The following is a 20,053-nucleotide window of genomic DNA, read 5'->3' as shown; positions in this document are numbered from 1 at the left end:
TTGTTGACAGTTTGACGACTCGGAAAGTCAGGAAGTTCCAGGGAGATCAGATCAGCTTTGAAAAACTCTGTTATCGCAGTTCAGTGGACGGATTCGAGACCCGCGTCGGGAGTCGCGCCGAGTTCGGCCGCATCGTCCGGTGCGGCCGTTTCCACAACGGGCTTCGGGCGTTTCGGCAGCAGGACCGCGACCCCGACCATCACCGCCGACAGCACGGCGCTGATGACGAACGCCAGCCGCATCCCGTCGAGCTGGGCGGCGGCCTGCCCGACGCCCTCGGCGACGCGGCTCTCGGCGCGTCCGGCCATGACCGTGACGACCAGTGCCGTGCCGAACGCGGCGGCGACCTGCTGGAGCGTGCCGAGCATCGAGCTGCCGTGCGAGTACAGCCGCATCGGCAGCGCGCCGAGCCCGAGCGTGAACACCGGCGTGAACGTGGTCGCCAGCGAGATCATGAGCAGCGCGTGCAGGCCGAGCACCTGCCAGTACGGCATCGTCAGCGAGATCTGGGTGAAGCCCGCGAGCGCGAGGCCGATCCCCACCGAACCGGGGACGATCAGGACCCGCGCGCCGAAGCGGTCGAAGAGGCGTCCGATGGTCGGGCCGATCAGTCCCATCGCGAGGCCGCCCGGCATCACCAGCAGCCCGGTCTGCAAGGGCGAGAGGCCGCGCAGGTTCTGCAGGTAGATCGGCAGCAGGATCATCGAGCCGAGCATCGCCATGAACCCGAGCGACATCAGCAGCAGCGACAGCGCGTACGTCGGGTGGCGCAGGACGCGCAGGTCCAGCAGGGGAGCGCCGCGCCGCTGGAGCCGGAGCTGGCGCGCCGCGAACACCGCGATCAGGACGAGCCCGGTCACGACGATCGCCGCGGGCAGCGCCTTCCCGCCCTCCCCGAACCGGCTCAGCCCGTACACGAGGGAGCCGAACCCGCCCGCCGCCGCGACGACGCTGAACCAGTCGATGGTGCTGAGCTGCGGCTCCCCGACGTTCTCCAGCTTCCCGAGCCCGCGCCAGGTGATCAGCGCCGCGATCGGCAGCACCGCCGCGAACAGCAGCCGCCACGAGCCGAGCTGCAGGATCAGCCCGGACACCGTCGGCCCCATCGCGGGCGCGACCGAGATCGCCATCGTCACGTTGCCCATCACGCGGCCCCGGTCCTTCTCCGGGACGACCGTCATCAGCGTCGTCATCAGCAGCGGCATCATCACCGCCGTCCCCGACGCCTGGACGATCCGCGCCATCAGCAGCACCTCGAACACCGGCGCGACCGCGGCCAGCGCCGTCCCGGCGAGGAACACGCCCATCGCGGTGGCGTAGGCGCGCCGGGTGCTGACCCGCTGCAGGAACCACCCGGTCACCGGGATCACCGCGGCCATCGTCAGCATGAACGCGGTCGACAGCCACTGCGCCGCCTGCTCGCCGACCCGCAGATCCGTCATCAACCGCGGAATCGCGTTGATCATGATCGTCTCATTGAGGATCACGACGAACGTCGCGAGCACCAGCAACCGCACCACGGCAGGCGTCCGCCCCGCGGGCTCATAGGAAGTCGTCATGCCAGAACAGACCCCGAACATCCCGAAAACTCATCGGCCTTCCGTGATGTGTGACTGATCACGTCCACGTGGGGGGATGTCCACCGATCGGTGGACGGGAGGTTCAGTCGGTTGAGGCTCATGCCGGGTGGGGGTCGGGGACGAGCATTTTCGGCATGACGCAACCCCCACTTCGCAACTTCACTACACGGGCGGCAAGCTGGAGCGCCAGGCATCCCTGGCGGGCGATCGCCGGATGGTTCCTGTTCGTCGCGCTGTGCCTCGGCGCCGGGATCGCTATCGGCGGGAACGCCGCGTCCACTGAGGACTTCCGGATCGGCGAGGCCGGGCGCGCGGAGGCGATCGCCGCCGAGGGCGGCCTCCAGCAGCGGCCCGTCGAGCAGATCCTGATCACCGCCGGGCCGGGCGCGGCCCTCGACGCCGCCGCCCGGGACGCCGCGTCCAGGATGCGCCTCCTGCCGGAGGTCGAGTCGGTGTCCCGGCCGATCCGGTCGGACGACGGGACGGCCGTCCGGGTCGAAATCACCATGAGGGGCCCCGAACTCGACGGGAAGAAGCACGTCGCGCCGTTGCAGGCGGAGACGGCGAAGGTGCAGGCCGCGCATCCCGGCGTGAAGGTCGAGGAGACCGGTGGGCCGTCCATCGGCAAGGGCGTGGACAAGCTGCGCGGTGCGGACCTGTCCCGTACCGAGGTCATCGCCCTGCCGGTCACGCTGCTCACCCTGCTGGTCGTGTTCGGGTCGGTGTCGCTGGCCGTCGTGCCGGTGCTGCTGGCGCTGTCCTCGATCGCGGCGGCGGTCGGGCTGTCGATGCTCGCCTCGCACGTCTTCCCGGACGCGGGCGTCGGCGTCAGCGTCATCCTGCTCATCGGCATGGCGGTCGGCGTCGACTACACGCTGTTCTATCTGAAGCGCGAACGGGAGGAGCGGGCCCGTTCCGGCGGACGGCTCTCCCCGGAAGCCGTTGTGGAGCTGGCCGCCGCGACGTCCGGACGGGCCGTCGTGCTGTCCGGGCTGGCGGTCGCCGTGTCCAGCGCGACGCTCTACCTCGCCGACGACGTCATCTTCTCGTCCATCGCCACGGCCGCGATCGTCGTCACGCTCGTCGCGGTCGTCAGCTCGCTCACCGTCCTGCCTGCGCTGCTCGCGAAGCTCGGCCGGCGGGCGGAGCGGCGCGCCGCGCGCAGGCCCGGCCGGATCCGCAACCGGCGGGGCGGCGGACGGATCACCGCCGCCATGCTGCGTCCCGTCGAACGCCGTCCCGCCGCGACGCTCGCCGCCGGGGTGCTCGTCATGCTCGCGCTCGCCGCGCCGCTGCTGAGCCTGAACCTCACCGACATGGGACGCGAGACCCACCCGCGCGCCATTCCCGCGATGCGCGTGTTCGACCGGCTCAACGCGGCGTTCCCCGAGTTGAAGGCCACGCACCGGGTCGTCGTCCGCGCCGACCGGGAACGCACGGCGGCCGCGCTCGGCGCGCTGGCCGCCCGCGTCCAGGCCGATCCCCGGTTCGCCGGGACGTCCGCGCCGCGCACCTCCCCGGACGGGCGGATCGGCGTGCTGGAGATCTCCGTCCCGCGCGACGCCGGGTCGGAGGCCGCGCGCGCGACGCTGACCGCGCTCCGCGGGGACCTCGTGCCCGCGTCCACCGGACGGTTCGGCGTCGAGACCGCCGTCACCGGCGACGTCGCCCGCTACGCCGACTATCCCGAGCATCAGAAGCGCAAGCTCCCGCTCGTCATCGGGGCGCTGCTGCTGGCGACGTTCGCGATGACGGCGTGGGCGTTCAGGTCGGTCGTCCTGGGCCTGGTCGGGGTGGTGCTGAACCTGCTGTCCGCGGGCGCGTCGCTCGGCATGCTGACCCTCGTCTTCCAGCGGACGTGGGCGGAGGGCCTGCTCGGCTTCACCTCGACGGGCTCGATCGGCTCCCGCGTCCCGCTGTTCCTGTTCGTGATCCTGTTCGGCCTGTCGATGGACTACCAGGTCTTCGTGCTCAGCCGGATCAGGGAGGCGGCGCTGCGCGGCGTCCCGACCCGCACCGCCGTGCTGGACGGGATCCGCGGCTCGGCGGGCGTCGTCACCAGCGCCGCGTTCGTCATGGTCACGGTGTTCGCGAGTTTCGTCTCCCTGCACATCATGGAGATGAAGCAGATGGGGTTCGCGCTGGCGGTCGCCGTTCTGCTGGACGCCGTCGTCATCCGGATCGTGGTCCTGCCGTCGCTCCTGCTGCTGCTCGGCGAGCGGACCTGGTGGCCGGGCCGCGCCCGGACGGCGGCGGCCCCCGGCCCGGACGTGACCGGGCGGTCGCTCCGAAAAGTAGGCTGACGCGCATGGAGCGAGCGCGCCAGAACGCGGCCCTGCGCAGGTGGTACGCCGCCGCGTGGGTGCTGCTGGGGCTGGTCCCGAACGCGATCGCCGTGGGGGACCGGCCCGACTCGACCCGCTCGACGACGCTGGCGCTGCTCGTCGTGCTCGGCCTCGCCTACCCGCTCACCGAGATCCTCTCCGGCGCGATCGTGGTCCGCCGGTACGCGTTCCTCGGCCTGCTGATCGCCGGGCTCGGCGGTGTCTCCTACCTGATGGACGGCGCCGCCTCGCTCCTCATCGTGTCGCTGCCGCACTTCTGGATCCTCGGCGGCGGGCCGCGGCGGGCGGTCGCCCTCAGCGGGGCGGCCACCGCGGCGGCCGTCGCCGGGAACGCCGTCCAGCAGGGGACGGACGGCGAACTGCTCACCGGCAACTCCGTCGCGGCCCTCGTCGGCTACGCCGCCGGGGTGCTGTTCGGCCTCTGGATGCACCGGGTCGTCGGGCAGCGCGACGAGCGCGCCCGCGTCCTCACCGCCGACCTCGCGGACGCGCGGGAGCGGCTCGCCGAGGCGCAGCGCCGCCAGGGCGCGGCCGACGAGCGGGAACGGCTCGCCCGCGAGATCCACGACACGCTCGCGCAGGGGTTCGCGTCCATCGTCGTGCTGGCGGAGGCGGCCCGCGACGGCCTCGCCGCCGACCCGGGCCGGAGCGCGGAGCAGCTCACGTCGATCGAGCGGACCGCCCGGGAGAACCTCGCCGAGGCGCGCGTGCTGGTCGCGTCGGGCGCGGCGGGCGGCACGGCGGGCGGCACGGCGGGCGGCGCGGGCCCGGAGAGCGTCGCGGCCGCGTCGGTCGCGCCGACGCTGCGCCGCACCCTCGACCGGTTCGCGCAGGACACCGGCCTCACCGTCACCGCCGACCTGCCCGACGTCGCCTGTGACCGGACGACCCGGATCGCGCTGCTGCGCTGCACGCAGGAGTCGCTCGCCAACGTCCGCAAGCACGCCGCCGCCGGGACGGTCGGCGTCGTCCTCGGCCGACGTCCGGGCGGCGTCGAACTGGAGATCACCGACGACGGGCGCGGCTTCACCGTCGCGGACTCGCGCGGCTTCGGCCTGGACGGCATGCGCCGCCGCCTCGCCGAGCTCGGCGGCGAGCTGACCGTGACCAGCTCGCCCGGCGAGGGAACCCGGATCCTCGCCGTCGTCCCCGTCCGTGATTTCCCCGAGGAGGGCACGGCATGACCGGCCGCACCATTCGGATCATCGTCGTGGACGACCACACCGTCATGCGCGCGGGCGTCGTCGCGCTCCTCGCCGCCGAGCCGTCCATCGAGATCGTCGGGGAGGCGGGCGACGGGCGCGCCGCCGTCGAGCTGGCCGGACGGCTCCGGCCCGACGTCGCGCTGCTCGACCTGCGCATGCCCGTCCTGGACGGCGTCGCCGCCACCACCGAGATCGTCGCCGCCGGGACGCGGGTCCTCGTCCTCACCACCTACGACACCGACGCCGACATCGAGCACGCCATCGAGGCCGGGGCGATCGGCTACCTGCTCAAGGACACGACCCGCGCGCAGCTCGTGGACGCGATCCACGCCGCGTCGCGCGGGGAGACGGTCCTCGCGCCGCGCGTCGCGGAGCGGCTCGTCGCGCGGATGCGGGCGCCCGCCCCGGTCGCGCTGACGCCGCGCGAGGTCGACGTGCTGAACGCCGTCGCGGACGGCCTGTCCAACGCCGAGATCGGGCGCCGCCTCGTCATCGCGGAGGCGACCGTCAAGACGCACCTCCTGCGCGTGTTCGCGAAACTCGACGTCAGCGACCGCACCCACGCGGTCATCGTCGCCCTCGACCGCGGCCTCATCGCCCGGCCTTGATCGTCGACTACCCTGGCCCCGGAAACGGACGGCTCGGGAGTGGCGGGTGCGACGGCTGAAGGGCGCGGATCGGCGCCGTGACGGGCGGGCCTTCCTGCTGCCCGTCGGGCTGTTCCTCCTGTTCTGCGTGCTGGCGATGCACGGGTTCCAGGCGTCGCCGAACCAGATGGAGATGTCCGGTGTTCCGCTGACGTCGATGAGCGCCGGGCAGCACGGCGTCGATCAGGCTCCGGCGGCCCCCGACGACTCGGGCGATCACCATCCGGGCGGCCAGGTGTGCCTGGCCATGTTGACGATGCTCGTGCTCGTCGCCGCCGCCGTGCTGCTGGCTCTGCGGTCGCGCGAACGGGTCGTCCCGGCCCCGCGGACGTCGGCTCTCGTCCGGACCTTGCGGGGTGGACGGCCTCCGCCGACACCGTCCCTGCATTTGTTGAGCGTGTTGCGGCTGTGACGGGGCCGTGGCGCACGCGCCCTTTGGCGTGCGCCGGACGGTCCGTCACAGAACTCGACACGGAAGGTTTCACGATGAAGCGCGTGTTCGCGCTCGCCGTCGTCCCCGTGCTCGCCGTCACGCTGACGGCCTGCGGCGACGACGGTTCCGGCTCGATGCCGGAGCATTCGATGCGGGCCGGTTCGTCCTCCAGCGCGGGGACGCAGCCGGGGACGCGGCCAGAGACGCAGCCCGGGGCGCACAACGACCAGGACGTCATGTTCGCCCAGATGATGATCCCGCATCACCGGCAGGCGATCGAGATGGCGGATCTCGCCGCGTCCCGGGCGTCCTCGCCCGAGGTCGGCACGCTCGCCGCCGCGATCAAGAAGGCGCAGGACCCGGAGATCACCCAGCTCACCGGCTGGCTGACGTCCTGGGGCGTTGCCGTGCCGTCGTCCGGGATGGGCTCCATGCACCACGGCGGCATGGACGGCATGATGTCCGCGAAGGACATGAAGGACCTGGAGGCCGCGAAGGGCCGGGCCTTCGACACGTCCTTCCTGGAAATGATGATCAAGCATCATCAGGGCGCCGTGGAGATGGCGAAGGCCGAGCAGGCGTCGGGACGCTTCCCGGCGGCGAAGCGGATGGCGGGGGACATCGTCTCGTCGCAGTCCGCTGAGATCGAGAAGATGCGGTCCCTGCTCAAGCGGTAAGAGGTGGGGAGCGGGCGGGGGCCCTGCGCCCCGCCCGCTCCGACCCGCGTGTCAGCGCAGGTAGACCAGGCCGTCGATGCCGACCGTCGGGCGTCCCTTCGTGCCCGCGACGACGATCTTGATGGTGTGCTTGCCGCCGCTGCTCCAGGTGCGCGTCCACAGGAGCTGGCGGTAGGCGGTGGACGACGCCCGCGTGTCCAGCGTGCCGATCTTGGCGCCGTCCACGTAGACGACCACGGCGCCGACGTTGGTCGCCCGCTTGAAGATCAGCCCGGCGGTGCGGCCGGTGAACGTCCAGCTCGCGGTGGCGCCCTTCGCGCTGCTGTAGAGGCCGCGTCCGCCCAGGTAGGACTTGGTGGTCGTGACCTTCCAGGTGCCGGTCCGGCGCGCCGAGCCCTCGCTGATCCCGCCCGCGTAGCGGCTGATGGCGGCCGTTCCGGTGTTGCCCGCGGCGTCCGCGGCGGCCAGCGCCCACGACTGCGTGGCACCCGGCTTCGCGCTCGCCGCCCAGGTCGTCGTGGTCGGCGTGAACGTCTTCGCGGCCGGGGACGTCGCCTTCAGCGCGGCGAGCAGCGTGTTGTCGGTCGCCTTCCAACCGAACGTGACCGGGATCGCGGTGCTGTTCACGGTCGACTTGCGCAGCGCGAGCGCCAGGGACGAGACGGCCGGTCGCGTCGTGTCCGCGACCACCGTGAACTGCGGGGACGCGGACGTCGTGCCGTCCGCGAAGGTCGCGTTCAACTGCACCGCGTGCGTGCCGGGCGCGAGATCGACCGTCGCGGACTTGTCTCCGGCGGCGGGCGACGCGGCGGTCGCGCCGTCCACGCTCACGGTGTAGGACGCGCCGTCGGCGGGCGTCCAGTTCAGCGTGGCGGGGCCGGTCGTGTAGTAGCGGCCTCCGGTGGCCTTCGCGCCGGTCAGCGTCGTGGCCAGCGCCGGGACGGTGATCTGCTTCGCCGCCGTCCGGACGGCGGGAAGCGCGGCGTAGAGCTGCGCCCCCGGGCACGCGGTCGCGAACCCGTCGCGGTGGCCCGAGATCGTGTAGAAGTCGACCTTCTGGCCGAGCGGGTACTTGCCGTCCGGCACGTTCGAGGTCAGCGTCGTCTTCGCGGTCGGGTCGACGCCGGTCAGCCCGAGCTTCCACGCCGCGATCTTCGCGACGCCGTCGAGCGACGCCTTGGTCGGCGTGACGCCGGGCACCTGCGGGTCGTTGGCGGCGGTGTAGGTGCCGAGGACGGCGATCCCCGTGCTGTCGGTGTTGAACCCGTACGTGTGCGCGCCGTGGACGGGACGTTCGACGCCTCCGGCCCGTCCCTCGAACACGGTGCCGCACTTGTCGACGAGGAAGTTGTAGCCGATGTCGTCCCAGCCCTGGCTCTGCACGTGGTACAGGAACACCGACTTGATGACGGACGCGGACTGCGCGCACGTGTAGTCGTTGCCCGTGTCCGTGTGGTGGACGAACGCCGCCTGCACCGAGGTGTCGTAGGTCGGCGGGTTCCGGACGATCGACTCGTCCGCGCCCCACCCGGAGCGCGGCACGATCGTCGGCTTCGGAGCGGTGACCGGCCCGGCCAGCGGAGTGGTCGCGGCGACGAGCTTCATCCCCGTGCCGGGTGCGGCGGCGCGCGGCTTGGGCGCGACCGTCCGGCCGGTCTCGGGGTCGACCAGGTCGACGCGCAGGCCGTCCGGGAGGGTGCGGCCCTGCCCGGTGACGCGCACCTCGACGCCGTTGGACGGCCCGACCCACAGCCCGCTCGTGCCGCCGCGGCCGCCCCGGTCGGGGGCGTCGGCGGACGCGGGCTCGACGGAACGCCAGCCGGACCAGGCGCCGGTGCGGGCGTCGCGGGTGCGGAGGCGGACCGTCCCGCGCAGTTCGTCCCTCGGCTTGTCCCAGGTGACGCCGACCAGGCTGAACGGCTCCGTCCGCGCGGCGGGCAGGCCCACGACCTTGCGTCCGGCGGGCTTGGCCGTGGAACCGGAGTCGGGGAGGTCGGCGAGCGCCCGTGCCTGCACCCGGCCGCGGCCCGGCTTCTCCTCGGACGCCCGGGTGGCCGTCGAGTGGGCGGAGACCGTCCAGGTCACGGTTCCGGCCACCGCCACGGCGGCGGCGGCCGACACCCCGATCAACGTACGCTTCAGCATGCTTCTCCGTTCACGGCCGAGCTCATGATCAGGGGAGCGCCACGGCTGCCCCAATTGTCACACATGTCCGGGATGTCGGATGGCGTTTCCGATCATCCGGCCCCGGCCGGGTCTACGTGGGACCGCCGATTCGGCGCGCTATCAAAGCGGCGTGGGAAAGGGGCTTGGAAAGGTCGCTCACGTCGCCATTCGTCGTGTAATCGAGAAGGACGACGGTTCTGGCGCGGCTCAGCTCGCGGAGTTCGGCGACCAGGTCCGCGGCGCGATTGTCGAGCATCCATGAATAGGTCGGCAGGTAGATCAGACGCCTCGCCTCCTCATAGCCGAGAAGGCGGTCGCCCAGGCGATGGCCGAGTGGTGGCCCGAGACGCCGAACCGTGCGCTTGATGCCTTTCATGGTCGTGACGTTCAGCTTGCCGAAGTCCTCCGCTTCGGAGGCGAAGACCTTCAGCGCCTGCCAGACGCCCTCCACGGATTGCGAGGTCAGGTCCGGACGGCCGGGAACCGGGATTCCGCCGTGCGGATAGAAGGGGCTGAGCCGCGTCCAGGGTTCAGGGGCGCGGGACGTCACGTCCAGGATCAGGGCGTCGGGGAAGTCGCGCTGGAGCGTCGTGCGGCGGCGGCCGGCCACATGGATGGACATGGCGGCCAGCCTCCCGCACGGGTACGACAGTTCTACTCAAGGCGAGAATGACCAGGGCGGGCGAATGGGATGACAACGGCGGGCCGGGCTGCCAGGCTTTCGTCGCACCTGGTCCGCCTTTCCGGGGACCGGGTCGCCGTTCAGGGGACATGAGGAGGCGACGGCTGTGACCGTCTCTATGACGAAGGGCCAGCGGATCTCGCTGGAGAAGCCGGGCGGGGCGCTGCGCATGGTCCGGATGGGTCTGGGCTGGGACGCCGTGAAGAAGAAGGGCTTCTTCGGCTCCCGGGAGCGCGAGATCGACCTCGACGCGTCCTGCGTGCTCTTCGCCGACGGCCGCATCGCGGACGTGGTGTACTTCGGCAAGCTGACCAGCGACGACGGGTCCGTCCGGCACACCGGCGACAACCTGACCGGGGCGGGCGACGGGGACGACGAGTCCGTGATCGTCGACCTGACGCGGCTGCCCGTGCACGTCACGTCGCTGGTGTTCACGGTCAGCTCGTTCAACGGGCAGACCTTCAACGAGGTCGAGAACGCGTTCTGCCGCCTCGTCAACGAGACCGACGGCGGCGAGCTGGCCCGCTACACGCTGACCGGCGGCGGGCCGCACACCGCCATGGTGATGGTCCGCCTCTACCGGCACGGCGAGGCGTGGAAGATGAACGCGATCGGCGAGCCGTGCCACGGCCGCACCTTCGAGGACATGCTGCCGACCATCGCCGGCCTGGCCTGACCGCCGATGCTCGAACTCTCGTCCGGCGCCAACGCGCCGCTGCCCGCGCGCCGGGTGGCGGTCACGGTGTCCTGCGCCGTGCCCGTGGACGTCAGCGCGCTGCTGGTCGGGCCGGACATGCGCGTCCGGTCCGACGACGACCTCGTGTTCTTCAACGCGCCCGAGGTTCCCGGCGTGCGGTGGGTCGACGGCGCCGGACGGCAGCGCGTCGAGCTCGACCTCGACGCGGTCCCGGCGGGCGTCCACGCGGTGCTGGTGGCGGCCAGCCTGACCGGCGGCGGCGTCTCGTTTGGGACGGTCCCGCCCCCGCAGGTCCAGGTCGCCGTCGCGGGCGGCGAGGCGGTGGCGGGGTTCACCGTCGCGGGCCTCGGCGCGGAGAAGGCGATCATCGGGCTTGAGGTCTACCGGCGCGCCGACCAGTGGAAGGTGCGCGCGGTCGGGCAGGGCTACGCGGGCGGGCTGGCCGAGCTGGTCGAGGCGCACGGCGTTGAGGTGGACGACCCGGGCGAGGCGGCCGACGCCGGTCTCCGCTCCGCGCCGCCCGGCCCGTCGCTCGGCGCGCCGCCCAGCACTCCCACCGGGCCCCCGCCGACGCCGGGGCCGTCCTCGCCGGGGCCGTCCTCCTCGGAGGTCGGGTATCTCGAACGGTGCTGGCTGGTCTGGGAGGACGCGAGCCGTTCGGTGGCGGCGTTCCGCGCGTCCACCGAGCACGCGCTCAACGTCCGCAACGACGAGGTGACCGGACGCACGCCGCGCGGACGGTTCGACGAGCTCATGGCGGCGGCCGACCGGCGGCTACGCGACGACGCCGCGCAGCTCCGCGACGAGCTCGCGCACGTGGAGCCGCACGTCACGGCCGAGGCGGCGCCGTTCGACGCGCCGTCCTGGCTGACCTGGCGGCCCCGCGCCGACCTGGCCGAGGGGATGCTGCTCGGCCGCCTGTCCACCGCCGAGCTGCCCGACCTGCGGGTGCCGCTCGTGCTGCGCGTCCCGTGGCGGGGCGGCGTGTGGATCTCCAGCGGGACGGCGCCCGGCGACGCGGCGGCCTACGCCTGGTCGCTGGTGGCGCGGTTCCTCGCCGCCGTCCCTCCCGGGCTGGTCGGGCTCGAGGTGATCGACCCGACCGGGCTGTCCGGCGCGGGCATGCTGAACACGCTCGACCCGGCCGGGACGCGCCTGCTCGGCGGCGGCGTGGCGACCGGACCGGCCGCGGCCGACCGGGTCCGGCGGCTGCTCGACCTCGTCGACCTGCGCCGGATCGGCGGCTCCGACGACGACCCGGCCGCCGCCGGGCCGCCGGTCCGGCTCGTGGTGATCATGGACGCGGGCGCCGCCCTGGACGGCGAGGACGCCCACCACCTGCTCCGCCTCGTGGAGGACGGGCCGCTGGTCGGCGTCCCCGTGCTGCTGGTCGAGTCCGACACCCCGGCCGCCGAGTCGGTGCGCGCGATCCGGCTCCGGCAGACGTGCAACAACCTGCCGTCCAGCGAGGGCACGATCGGCGACTCGTGGGTCGGCATCGACTGGACGCTCACCCCCGAGGTGCTGCCGGACGCGGGCGACGGCACCCGGATTCCGGCGCTGCTCGCGCACGTCCTCGGCGAGCACGCCCGCGCCATCGCCTCCTTCGACTAGCCCGCTTACTCCGCCGGGGTCTCGTCGTCGTAGAGGCGCGTGACGATCTCGCCGTCCTTCGTCACGTAGCCGTTGATGATCCCCTTGGTGCTGTGCGGGGTGGCGAGGGTGCCGCGGCCGTCCAGCGCGATGACGCCGCCGGTCGCGCCCAGCGCGGTGATCTTCTGGTTGACGACCGTCGCGGCGGCCTTGGTCACGGGCAGGTGCGCGTACTCCATCAGCGCGGACACGTCGTGCGCGGCGACGCCCCGGATGAAGACCTCCCCGGTGCCGGTGCACGAGATGGCGAGGGTGCGGTTGTTCGCGTACGTCCCGGCGCCGATGACGGGGGAGTCGCCGACCCGTCCGACCTCCTTGTTCGTGAGGCCGCCGGTGGACGTCGCGGCCGCCACGTTCCGGGAGCCGTCCAGGGCGATCGCGCCGACCGTCCCACCCACCTCGGACTGCCGCGCGGACGGGTTCCCCTTGGCCGCCATGAGCTGGTCCCAGCGGCGCTGCGTCCAGAAATAGTCCTGCGTGGTGTACGGGACGCCGTTGCGGAGCGCGAATTCGTCCGCGCCCTTCCCGGCGAGGAAGACGTGCGGCGACTTCTCCATCACCAGCCGGGCGAGCGAGATCGGGTTCTTCGTGTGGTGGACGCCCGCCACCGCGCCCGACCGCTGGTCCTTCCCGTTCATGATCGAGGCGTCCAGTTCCTGCTCGGCGTCGGTGTTGAACACCGCGCCCTTGCCCGCGTTGAAGAGCGGGTCGTCCTCCAGGACGTTGACCGCCTTCTCGACCGCGTCGAGCGCGGGCCTACCATCCTTGATCAGGCCGTAGCCGGTGCGCAGGGCCTTGGCGAGCCCGTCCCGGTACGCCTTCTCCTGCTCGGGTGTGAGGCTGCCGCGCGGCAGCGAGCCCGCGCCGCCGTGGACGGCGAACACGACGTCCCGCACACCGCCCCCGGGAGCGGCGGCCGGGGCTCGCGCGGGTAAGGCCGCCGCGGCCGGGAGTTGGGAGCCCGACAGCCCGATGACCAGCGCGGCAAGTCCTGCGGAGACCAGCAACGGGCGCTTGGAAGACGACATCACAACCTCCTCGGTGGATGATCATGATCGTCCCCGGGGCGGGTCCCGCCGACACGCTCAATCCCTGCCGAACCGCTAGTGCGGGGTGAACGTCCCGTAGGCGCCGCGGTGGAACAGCAGCGGGGTGTCGTCGTCGCCGAGCTGGAGGTGCTCGACCCGGCCGACGACGATCTGGTGGTCGCCCGCGTCGTGGAGCTGCTCGGTGACGCAGTCGATCCAGGCGACCGCGCCGTCGATGATCGGGTTCCCGGCGGGGGACGGCCGCCAGCCGATGTCGTGGAACTTGTCGGTCTTGCGCATCGCGACGGCGCGGCAGACGTCCTCCTGCGCGGCCGCCAGGACGTTCACGCAGAACCGCTCGCCCGACTCGCGCAGCGCCCGCCACGAGCTGGAGCTCTTGTCCGGCAGGAACGCCACGAGCGGCGGGTCGAGCGAGACGGAGGTGAACGAGCCGACGGTCATGCCGAGGGCCGTGCCGGTCGCGTCGAGCGCGGTCACGACGACGACGCCGGTCGGGTAGCGGCCGAGCACGTGGCGGAAGCGCGCCTGATCGATGACCGGCGCGCCGTCCCCGTTGGCGGTCAGCGGCATGACGGAACTCCTCCCTGTAGCGATCGCTACAGAGATTGCCATGAGAGACCCCGGCGTGACAACCGTCTCGTTCGCGCCGGGGCCTCCGGCTCGGCCCTCGACGAGCCTCCGGCTCAGCCCGCGACGGCCCGCTGGACGATGGCGACGATGACCTCGATGAAGTCGTCCGGGTCCCAGTCGTCGTGGATCTGGTGGGCGAGGAACAGCCCGTCCGTCGAGGCCAGGACGATCCGCGCCAGGTCCATCGCCAGCTCGGGCCGCCGGGCCTGCAGCTCGGCGTCGAAGTAGGAGGTGAACCAGGCCGCGATGCTGTTGGCGACGGCGTCCCGGGTGGCGAGGAAGTACTGCCGCGCCTCCGCCTCGACCTCGCGCGACTCCAGCAGCAGCATGTGCCCGATGCGGAGGAAGTCGGGCGCGTCGGGCAGCGTGCGCACCGACCGGGACAGGATCGCGCGCAGGCCGTCGGCGAGCGAGCGCTCGTCGCGCGGGTCGCGCTCCCAGCGCGGCTGCGCGGCGATCCACTGCTCGAAGCTGTGCCGGACGACCTCCGCGATCAGGTGGTCCTTGTCGCGGAAGAACCAGTACACCGAGCTCGCCGGAAGGCCGGAGCGCTTGGTGACGCGGGAGATCGTCGTGCCCTCGTAGCCGAGCTCCGAGGCGATCTCGGCCGCCGCCCGCAGGATGCGCACCCGGGAGATCTCCTGCTCCTCGGGGGAGTTCGAGGTGGTGGGCATCGTGCTCACGCCGCCTCGTCCAGCCAGGTCAGGGCCTGCGCGTGCACGCCCGCGGCGATCAGGTCGACGATCCGCTCCAGGTTCCAGCCGCGGCCCGAGTGGACGCCGATGTACAGCCCGTCCATGACGGCGAGGTGGAACCGGGACATCCGGTCGGCGACCTCGCGCGCGCGCTCCGGGTCGCCGTCCGGGAGGACCTGCTCCCACCAGTCGCGGATGGCGACGCGGGTCTCGCCGCGCACCTCGATGTAGCGGCGCCGCGCGGCGGGCTCCTTCGGCCGGTTCGCGAGCCCGAGCATCAGCCCGAGCCGCCAGAACTCGGGCTGGTCGGCGATCGCGTGCGAGGCGCGCTGCAACCGGTCCCGGATCTCCTCGGCCGGGTCGGAGATGCCGACCCGGTCCTGCCAGGTCGGGGCGGTCTCGCGCCAGCGCCGGTAGCTGAACTCCAGGGTTTCGGCCAGCAGTTCGTCCTTGTTGCGGAAGTGCCAGTAGACGGAGCTCGCCGGCAGTCCGGTCGCCTCCGTGACCAAGGCGATCGAGGTGCCGTCATAGCCGCGCTCGGCGGCGATCGCGAGCGTCGCCTCCAGGATCCGCGACCTCGACTCCTCGCCCCGTTGATGGCGACGCGCCGTCTTCCGCATCCGCTTCTACTCCTCTGGCCTTTGGAAACTCGGCCCCGGCAGGGGGTTGTGCCGCCCATCACATCATGGGTACGGTCGCCTTGCGTCCCTGTAGTGATCACTCCAGTCAGTGTAGTGATCAGTACGGATTTTCCCGGACGCATGTGCTTCCTGGCAACGCCGCGGCGTTGGTCAGCGAAACGGAGAACACGATGCCCACCCGGATGCCCATCCCTCGCACCAGCCACCGCGGCACGACCGCCCGGCGTCGGCGGCGGCTGATCGCCCCCGTCGTCGCCGCGCTCACCGCGGCGACCCTCGCGGCCTGCGGCTCCGGCGATGCCGGAGTCAGCGCCGAGGACGCCCAGAGCCAGGCCACCGACCTGGTCAAACTCCTGAACATCAAGGACGGGACCGACCTCGGCGGCAAGGTCGAGTTCAAGCTCGGCGCCGCGCTGACGCTGTCGGGGCCGTCCGCCAGCAACGGCGCGTCGATGAAGAACGCCATCGAGCTCGCCACCAAGCAGATCAAGGCGGCCGGCGGCCCGACGATCACGCTGAGCGTCAAGGACATCAAGGGACCCGACCCGGTCGCCGCCAAGCAGGCCGCGTCCGAGCTGGCGTCCGAGCGCGTCCCGGCCAAGATCACCTCGATGGGCGACGGGCTCGGCGCGATGCTCGCCGACACCGACAAGAACAAGATCCTCAGCCTGGACGGCGTGGGCGGCGCCCAGGTCTTCACCAAGGGCACCCAGTACTTCTACGGGACGCGCGAGGTCGCGCCGTCCGACGCCGTGCCCGGCGCGCTGGAGTGGTTCAAGCGCGCCAACCCCAAGGGGAGGACGGTCGGCCTCGTCGGCGTGGACCTCGGTCCGCTGAACGCGGCGATCCAGGCCGACATGAAGGCGAAGATCGAGGCCGCGGGCCTCACCTTCAACGGCCTGTGGGAGACCGTCTCGCCCAGCTCGCAGGACTACGCGAGCATGATCTCCAAGGTCAAGAAGAACGAGCCCGACCTGCTCTGGGTCGCCTTCGGCGGCGCCGCGCCCGGCGCGTTCGTCGCCCAGGCCAAGAGCGCCGGAATCGGCAGCGAGCTGCTCGGCATCGAGTTCACGCAGGAGGCCGTCAAGGCGTCCAAGGGCGTGCTCGACAAGGACGGCTTCAAGTTCGCGATGGACTACTTCGACGCGGCCAAGCCGTCCAACCCGCTGGCCAAGCTGTTCGCCGAAGCCTACGAGAAGGCGTACGGGGAGCCCGCCGACTTCTACGCCGCGAACGCCTACGAGGAGACCCTGATGGTCTGGGACCTCGTCCGCCGCGTCGTGGCCGCCGGGGGAGACCCGTCAGACAGCACCCAGCTCAAGGCCGCGCTGGAGAAGGACCCGAAGTTCGCCTCGGTCTACGGCGGTGACGGCGGGACGGTCGGCACCCTCCAGATCGACCTCGCCACGCACGGCGTCGCGAAGCGTCCGATGGGCGTCTTCGAGTACAAGGACGGCAAGGTCAAGCCGCTCGCCACCTACGACGTCAAGGGTCAGGACTTCCGCCTCGCGGACTGATCGGTTCGTAGGGGGACGGCCCGCCGGGGCCGTCCCCCGTGCCTCGACTCCGGAGGAGCCATGCATGACCTGCTGGACGCCGAACTCTGGCAGCTGACCGCGAACGGCCTGGTCAGAGGCGCGTTCTACGCGGCGCTCGGAGCCGGGCTGGCGCTCGTCATCGGGGTCACCACCCGCTTCCACTTCGCCTACGCGCTGACCTACACCGTCGCGCCCTACATCGCCTTCTGGGTGATGGACGCTCTCGGCGTGCCGTTCTGGCCGTCCGCGCTGATCGGGCTGGGCGCGGCGGTCGTGGTGAGCGTCCTGCTGGAGGCCGGGGTGTACGAGCCGGTCGCGCGCCGCGCCGCCGACCGCGCCATGCTCGCCGTGCTGGTGACGTCGATCGGCGTCAGCACGGCGGGCATCGCCCTGCTCCAGCTCAAGTTCGGGACCAGCAGCCTGCCGTTCTACGGTCCGGACCAGGTGCGGCACGACATCGGCCCGGTCCGGATCTCCAACTTCGAGATCGACCAGGTCGCGACGTGCCTCGTCCTTGTCGCCGGGCTGGCCGCGTTCCTCGCCTTCACGCCGATCGGACGTTCGATCAAGGCAGTGCGCAGCAACCCGGGACTGGCGTCCGTGCTGGGTATCAGCGTCCGGCGGGTCAACCTCGTCTGCTTCGCGATCGCCGGGCTGATCTCCGGCGCGTGCGCGCTCTGGTACGGCCTGCTCTACACGGTGCAGCCGACCATGGGCGACACGACGGTCATCTATGGATTCGTGGTCGCTTTCCTGGCCGGGACGCGCTCGTCCCCGCTGCGCGCGCTGCCGGTCGGCATCGGGCTCGGGCTGCTGGAGCAGTGGGCGTCGATCTGGCTGTCGCTGCAATGGACACAGACCGCCGTGTTCACCGTCCTCGCCGGGTACCTCGCGTTCCTCGCGGTTCGCGGACGGCTGCCACGAATTCGCTCTGTGTCGCTGCGGAGGGCCTGACGCCATGTGGATCAACTATCTGGACCAGGCGCTGCTGCTCGCGGCGCTCGCCGTCAGCGTCAACCTGCTCGTCGGCTACGCCGGGCAGGTGTCGGTCGCGCACGCCGCGTTCGCGGGTGTCGGCGGGTACGCCGTCTGTTTCCTGGCGGGCGTGCACGGCTGGCCCTACCTCGCGTCGCTGGTCGTGGCCGTGCTGGTCGCGACGGCGTTCGGGGTCTTGATCGGGCTCATCGCGCTCGGGCTCGCGCAGGAATTCCTCATCCTGATGACGCTCGCGTTCTCGCTGGGGATCATCGGCGTCTTCGCCACGTTCGACTCGCTCGGCGGCGTCATGGGGCTTACGGGCGTCGACGGCCTTCGGTTGTTCGGTTTCGAGTTGGACGGGCCGTCCGACTGGCTCATTCCGTCTGCTTTGGTGCTCGTGCTGGTGTTCGCGGTGTGCCACCGCCTGGGTGAATCGCCTTATGGGCGCGTCCTCAAGGGCATCCGCGAGGACACCGTCGCGACCCGCGCGCTCGGCAAGAACACCTTCGGCCGCAAGGTCGGCATCTTCGCGATCACGAGCGGACTGAGCGGGCTCGTCGGTGGCGTGTACTCGGGCTGGCTCGGGCAGGCGACGCCGTCCGCGTTCGGGTTCCCGCTCGCCATGGCGGTCTTCGCGATGGTGATCGTCGGCGGCAACGCCAACCTGGTCGGCTCGATCGTGGCCGGTGTCGTGCTGACGATGATCGAGCCGGTGTTGCGCGAGGTGCTCGGCGTGCAGAGCACGCAGGCCGCGCTGTGGCAGGTCGTGCTGTACGGGGCGCTGCTGGTGCTCGTGATGATCGTCCGGCCGCAGGGCTTGTTCCCGGAACGGTCGAAGCGCGTGGCAGCGCCTGGCACGGCGCGTTCGGACGTTTCGCCGCGTTCGCCGTCCGGCGGGGTCGCCTACGCGGACGCGGAGGTCGTGCTGCGGGCGGACGGCCTGTCCAAGCGCTTCGGCGGGATCACCGCCGCCAAGGACATCGCCCTCGAACTGCGGCGCGGCACCATCACGGCGCTCGTGGGCCCGAACGGCGCGGGGAAGACGACGGCGTTCAACCTGCTCACCGGCACCGTCGTCCCGGACACGGGATCGGTGCGGCTGAACGGCGCGGAGCTGGTCGGGATGCGTCCCGACCTGATCGTCCGGGCCGGGCTGGTGCGCACGTTCCAGGACGTCCGGCTGCTCGACCGGCTGACCTGCCTGGAGAACGTCATGCTCGCCGTGCCCGACCAGCCGGGCGAACGCCTCGGCCGTTTGTTCGTGCCCGGCCGCGGCGTCTCCCGCGCGGACCGCGCCGTCGCCGCGCAGGCGATGGAATGGCTCGACTTCGTCGGCATGGCCGACCACGCCGGAACGCCCGCCGACGCCCTCTCCTACGGGCAGTCGAAACTCGTCTCGCTGGCACGGGCTCTCGCCACCCGCGCGGACGTCCTGCTGCTGGACGAACCCGCGTCCGGAGTAGACGCGACCTGGGTCGAGACCATGCTCAGCATGGTCGCCGCCGTCCGAGACGAGGGCCGCACCGTCTGCCTGGTGGAACACAACCTCGACGTGGTGCGCGAACTGTCCGACCACACCTACTTCATGGAACTGGGCGAGATCACCGCATCGGGCACGCTCGCGGAACTGACCGGCTCGGCCCGGCTCGCCGAAGCCTATTTCGGCGCACAGTAAGGGGGACGCGATGAACGAGCCACTGCTCGACGTAAACGACCTCGTAGCAGGCTACGGCCGCAAGGAAGTACTGCACGGCGTCGCCCTCCGAGTGGACGCGGGCGAGATCGTCACGCTGATGGGCCACAACGGCGCCGGAAAGACGACCACGATCAGGTCGGTGCTAGGGGCCGTCCGCCCCCGCTCCGGGACGGTCCGGATCGCCGGACATGAGACGACCCGCCGTCCAGTCCGCCGTGCCGTGGCGGCGGGCGCCGCGATGATCCCGTCCGAGCGCTTCGTCTTCCCCGACCTCTCAGTACACGACAACCTCCTGCTCGGGGCCGCGAACGCCCCGTCCGGCTCGAACACTGCCGAACGCCTCGCAGTCGTCAAGGAACTGTTCCCGATCCTGGACGAACGCGAAAAGCAACCGGCCGGATCAATGTCGGGCGGCCAGCAACGAATGGTGAGCCTGGGAATGGCCCTAATGGCCCGCCCACGCCTCCTGCTCCTGGACGAACCGTCCCTGGGCCTGGCGCCGTCCGTCGTGGAGGCGATCTTCGGACGCCTCCGCTCCCTGGCCGACGACGAACAAATCGGCATCCTGCTCCTGGAGCAGAACGTCAAACAGGCCCTCCAGGTCACCGACCGCGCCTACGTAATGCGCTCAGGCCAGATCATCCTTGAGGAGACGGCCGAACAAATGAAGCAGCGCACCGATTTCTGGGACCTCTTCTAAGCCAAGTCATCAAGCCACGGCCGAGTTCCCGCTCGACCGTG

18 protein-coding genes are annotated in these 20,053 nt (G+C 71.6%); 11 read left to right on the top strand and 7 right to left on the bottom strand.

Features of this window, described 5'->3' with window-relative positions; translation table 11 throughout:
- Positions 1-80: 80 nt before the first annotated feature.
- A complete protein-coding gene (locus FXF65_RS17170; RefSeq protein WP_148350965.1) occupies positions 81-1,559 on the bottom strand; it encodes an MDR family MFS transporter in 1,479 nt (492 codons plus the stop codon).
- Positions 1,560-1,714: 155 nt separating this feature from the next.
- Here FXF65_RS17170 and FXF65_RS17165 point away from each other — a divergent pair, with 155 nt between their 5' ends.
- From FXF65_RS17165 to FXF65_RS17145, 5 genes are all read left to right on the top strand, one after another.
- Entirely contained in the window at positions 1,715-3,883 is a 2,169-nt protein-coding gene (locus tag FXF65_RS17165; protein ID WP_148350964.1) for an MMPL family transporter, read from the top strand.
- A gap of 5 nt (positions 3,884-3,888) precedes the next feature.
- Positions 3,889-5,109 (top strand): sensor histidine kinase, encoded by a 1,221-nt coding sequence (locus FXF65_RS17160; RefSeq protein WP_148350963.1) that lies wholly within the window; start codon positions 3,889-3,891, stop codon positions 5,107-5,109.
- Positions 5,106-5,738: a response regulator gene (locus FXF65_RS17155; RefSeq protein ID WP_148350962.1), complete on the top strand. Its 633-nt coding sequence runs from the start codon at positions 5,106-5,108 to the stop codon at positions 5,736-5,738. Before FXF65_RS17160 ends, FXF65_RS17155 begins: the two co-directional genes overlap by 4 nt.
- A 46-nt stretch (positions 5,739-5,784) precedes the next feature.
- The gene (locus tag FXF65_RS17150) at positions 5,785-6,189 is read left to right on the top strand and encodes a DUF6153 family protein (RefSeq protein ID WP_148350961.1); all 405 of its coding nucleotides are present in this window, start codon (positions 5,785-5,787) and stop codon (positions 6,187-6,189) included.
- A 74-nt stretch (positions 6,190-6,263) separates the two neighbouring features.
- Positions 6,264-6,887: a DUF305 domain-containing protein gene (locus tag FXF65_RS17145; RefSeq protein ID WP_148350960.1), complete on the top strand. Its 624-nt coding sequence runs from the start codon at positions 6,264-6,266 to the stop codon at positions 6,885-6,887.
- Between the two features lie 51 nt (positions 6,888-6,938).
- On the opposite strand, the gene FXF65_RS17140 is transcribed toward FXF65_RS17145, so the two are convergent.
- Both FXF65_RS17140 and FXF65_RS17135 read right to left on the bottom strand, forming a co-directional pair.
- Positions 6,939-9,032, bottom strand: coding sequence for a peptidoglycan recognition protein family protein (locus tag FXF65_RS17140; protein WP_148350959.1), 2,094 nt, complete (start codon positions 9,030-9,032; stop codon positions 6,939-6,941).
- Between the two features lie 112 nt (positions 9,033-9,144).
- Positions 9,145-9,675, bottom strand: a complete 531-nt coding sequence (locus FXF65_RS17135) for a DUF6939 family protein (RefSeq protein WP_148350958.1) — start codon at positions 9,673-9,675, stop codon at positions 9,145-9,147.
- Positions 9,676-9,841: 166 nt separating this feature from the next.
- Here FXF65_RS17135 and FXF65_RS17130 point away from each other — a divergent pair, with 166 nt between their 5' ends.
- Positions 9,842-10,411 (top strand): TerD family protein, encoded by a 570-nt coding sequence (locus FXF65_RS17130; RefSeq protein WP_148350957.1) that lies wholly within the window; start codon positions 9,842-9,844, stop codon positions 10,409-10,411.
- A gap of 6 nt (positions 10,412-10,417) precedes the next feature.
- Complete coding sequence (locus tag FXF65_RS17125; RefSeq protein ID WP_148350956.1) at positions 10,418-12,046, top strand: TerD family protein; 1,629 nt, start codon at positions 10,418-10,420, stop codon at positions 12,044-12,046.
- 5 nt (positions 12,047-12,051) lie between these two features.
- Here FXF65_RS17125 and FXF65_RS17120 read toward each other — a convergent pair whose 3' ends face one another.
- The 4 genes from FXF65_RS17120 to FXF65_RS17105 all read right to left on the bottom strand — a co-directional run bounded on the left by FXF65_RS17120 (position 12,052) and on the right by FXF65_RS17105 (position 15,079).
- Complete coding sequence (locus tag FXF65_RS17120) at positions 12,052-13,113, bottom strand: isoaspartyl peptidase/L-asparaginase family protein (RefSeq protein ID WP_148350955.1); 1,062 nt, start codon at positions 13,111-13,113, stop codon at positions 12,052-12,054.
- A gap of 75 nt (positions 13,114-13,188) precedes the next feature.
- Entirely contained in the window at positions 13,189-13,704 is a 516-nt protein-coding gene (locus FXF65_RS17115; RefSeq protein WP_148350954.1) for a flavin reductase family protein, read from the bottom strand.
- 113 nt (positions 13,705-13,817) lie between these two features.
- The gene (locus FXF65_RS17110) at positions 13,818-14,438 is read right to left on the bottom strand and encodes a TetR/AcrR family transcriptional regulator (protein WP_148351112.1); all 621 of its coding nucleotides are present in this window, start codon (positions 14,436-14,438) and stop codon (positions 13,818-13,820) included.
- Between the two features lie 5 nt (positions 14,439-14,443).
- The gene (locus FXF65_RS17105) at positions 14,444-15,079 is read right to left on the bottom strand and encodes a TetR/AcrR family transcriptional regulator (RefSeq protein WP_148350953.1); all 636 of its coding nucleotides are present in this window, start codon (positions 15,077-15,079) and stop codon (positions 14,444-14,446) included.
- Positions 15,080-15,270: 191 nt separating this feature from the next.
- Here FXF65_RS17105 and FXF65_RS17100 point away from each other — a divergent pair, with 191 nt between their 5' ends.
- The 4 genes from FXF65_RS17100 to FXF65_RS17085 are packed head-to-tail and all read left to right on the top strand — an operon-like array spanning position 15,271 to position 20,012.
- Entirely contained in the window at positions 15,271-16,617 is a 1,347-nt protein-coding gene (locus FXF65_RS17100; RefSeq protein WP_187412349.1) for an ABC transporter substrate-binding protein, read from the top strand.
- Between the two features lie 60 nt (positions 16,618-16,677).
- On the top strand, positions 16,678-17,592 hold the full coding sequence (locus FXF65_RS17095) for a branched-chain amino acid ABC transporter permease (protein WP_148350951.1): 915 nt from the start codon (positions 16,678-16,680) through the stop codon (positions 17,590-17,592).
- 4 nt (positions 17,593-17,596) lie between these two features.
- The gene (locus FXF65_RS17090; RefSeq protein ID WP_148350950.1) at positions 17,597-19,291 is read left to right on the top strand and encodes a branched-chain amino acid ABC transporter ATP-binding protein/permease; all 1,695 of its coding nucleotides are present in this window, start codon (positions 17,597-17,599) and stop codon (positions 19,289-19,291) included.
- Positions 19,292-19,301: 10 nt separating this feature from the next.
- Entirely contained in the window at positions 19,302-20,012 is a 711-nt protein-coding gene (locus tag FXF65_RS17085) for an ABC transporter ATP-binding protein (RefSeq protein ID WP_148350949.1), read from the top strand.
- Positions 20,013-20,053: the final 41 nt, after the last annotated feature.

Source organism: Actinomadura syzygii, from assembly GCF_008085905.1.
Classification (GTDB): domain Bacteria; phylum Actinomycetota; class Actinomycetes; order Streptosporangiales; family Streptosporangiaceae; genus Spirillospora; species Spirillospora syzygii.
This window is presented reverse-complemented; position numbering and strand designations above follow the sequence as displayed.

Excerpts from the sequence above, each read along its gene's own strand:
- FXF65_RS17110 (WP_148351112.1), bottom strand. The coding sequence starts at position 14,438 with ATGCCCACCACCTCGAACTCCCCCGAGGAGCAGGAGATCTCCCGGGTG.
- FXF65_RS17100 (WP_187412349.1), top strand. The coding sequence starts at position 15,271 with ATGCCCACCCGGATGCCCATCCCTCGCACCAGCCACCGCGGCACGACC.
- FXF65_RS17160 (WP_148350963.1), top strand. The coding sequence starts at position 3,889 with ATGGAGCGAGCGCGCCAGAACGCGGCCCTGCGCAGGTGGTACGCCGCC.
- FXF65_RS17115 (WP_148350954.1), bottom strand. The coding sequence starts at position 13,704 with ATGCCGCTGACCGCCAACGGGGACGGCGCGCCGGTCATCGATCAGGCG.
- FXF65_RS17095 (WP_148350951.1), top strand. The coding sequence starts at position 16,678 with ATGCATGACCTGCTGGACGCCGAACTCTGGCAGCTGACCGCGAACGGC.
- FXF65_RS17165 (WP_148350964.1), top strand. The coding sequence starts at position 1,715 with ATGACGCAACCCCCACTTCGCAACTTCACTACACGGGCGGCAAGCTGG.
- FXF65_RS17090 (WP_148350950.1), top strand. The coding sequence starts at position 17,597 with ATGTGGATCAACTATCTGGACCAGGCGCTGCTGCTCGCGGCGCTCGCC.
- FXF65_RS17120 (WP_148350955.1), bottom strand. The coding sequence starts at position 13,113 with ATGTCGTCTTCCAAGCGCCCGTTGCTGGTCTCCGCAGGACTTGCCGCG.
- FXF65_RS17135 (WP_148350958.1), bottom strand. The coding sequence starts at position 9,675 with ATGTCCATCCATGTGGCCGGCCGCCGCCGCACGACGCTCCAGCGCGAC.
- FXF65_RS17155 (WP_148350962.1), top strand. The coding sequence starts at position 5,106 with ATGACCGGCCGCACCATTCGGATCATCGTCGTGGACGACCACACCGTC.
- FXF65_RS17105 (WP_148350953.1), bottom strand. The coding sequence starts at position 15,079 with ATGCGGAAGACGGCGCGTCGCCATCAACGGGGCGAGGAGTCGAGGTCG.
- FXF65_RS17085 (WP_148350949.1), top strand. The coding sequence starts at position 19,302 with ATGAACGAGCCACTGCTCGACGTAAACGACCTCGTAGCAGGCTACGGC.
- FXF65_RS17170 (WP_148350965.1), bottom strand. The coding sequence starts at position 1,559 with ATGACGACTTCCTATGAGCCCGCGGGGCGGACGCCTGCCGTGGTGCGG.
- FXF65_RS17145 (WP_148350960.1), top strand. The coding sequence starts at position 6,264 with ATGAAGCGCGTGTTCGCGCTCGCCGTCGTCCCCGTGCTCGCCGTCACG.
- FXF65_RS17125 (WP_148350956.1), top strand. The coding sequence starts at position 10,418 with ATGCTCGAACTCTCGTCCGGCGCCAACGCGCCGCTGCCCGCGCGCCGG.
- FXF65_RS17140 (WP_148350959.1), bottom strand. The coding sequence starts at position 9,032 with ATGCTGAAGCGTACGTTGATCGGGGTGTCGGCCGCCGCCGCCGTGGCG.